The organism is Lactobacillus sp. C449L, from assembly GCF_059900815.1.
On record NZ_JBWXGA010000040.1, the window covers coordinates 1 to 651 of the forward strand.

Consider the following 651-nt stretch of genomic DNA (forward strand, 5'->3'; position numbering starts at 1 on the left):
TCGGGTTCGATCGCCAGCCGTAACGCAAAGATCTCCTCGGCTTCGTCCGCATTCATTGGCCGGACGAAGAAACCGCGATTGGCTTGGCTGCCGAGCAGTCCTTCCTGTTCCAGGCGGCCGAGCGCCTCGCGCAGCGGGATCTTGCTTACGCCCAGTTCCGTAGCCAGCGCATCCTGGCGGATGGGGCGGTCCTGGGGCAGCTTCCCGGTGACGATCTGCTCCCGTACGACGTCGAAGACTTGTTCGGAAAGTGTGCGGACAATGATGCTCATCTTATCCTATCGCGAAAGCGGCCGAAGGGGACCATAGACCATGTGCAGGCCCTCTTGTCCTATAAATTATACCTAGCCGATGGCGTTCGTAATCGATTAATCTCAGCCAGCAGCTGATCGGCAATAGTCACTCCCTCGATCATGCTCAGCTTGCGGGCAGAGTAGCGACGCTCCGAGGGCAGTCTGGCGCCTTGGCCGCTAATGGCTTCGAAAAGCGCCTCCGCACGGTCAAGGTGGCTGGCGACGTCGCTACCGAGAAAACCGCCGGGATCGATCGCGATGATCAATTCACCGCCCAGCGGGGAGGCGCCCCTCCCCGCATCCGCACGGATCGATTCGCGGCTGGTGAGGTCGCCAATGAGAGGCCCTGCCAGTAGCT

At 61.0% G+C, this 651-nt stretch carries 1 protein-coding gene and 1 pseudogene; both read right to left on the reverse strand.

The window, feature by feature from the left end; translation table 11 throughout:
- Window positions 1–272 (reverse strand): GntR family transcriptional regulator (locus tag AC2JF9_RS08145; RefSeq protein ID WP_500726795.1); only part of this gene is annotated, 272 nt, incomplete at its 3' end.
- Between the two features lie 59 nt (window positions 273–331).
- Window positions 332–651, reverse strand: a pseudogene (locus AC2JF9_RS08150) (hypothetical protein); the annotation flags it as partial.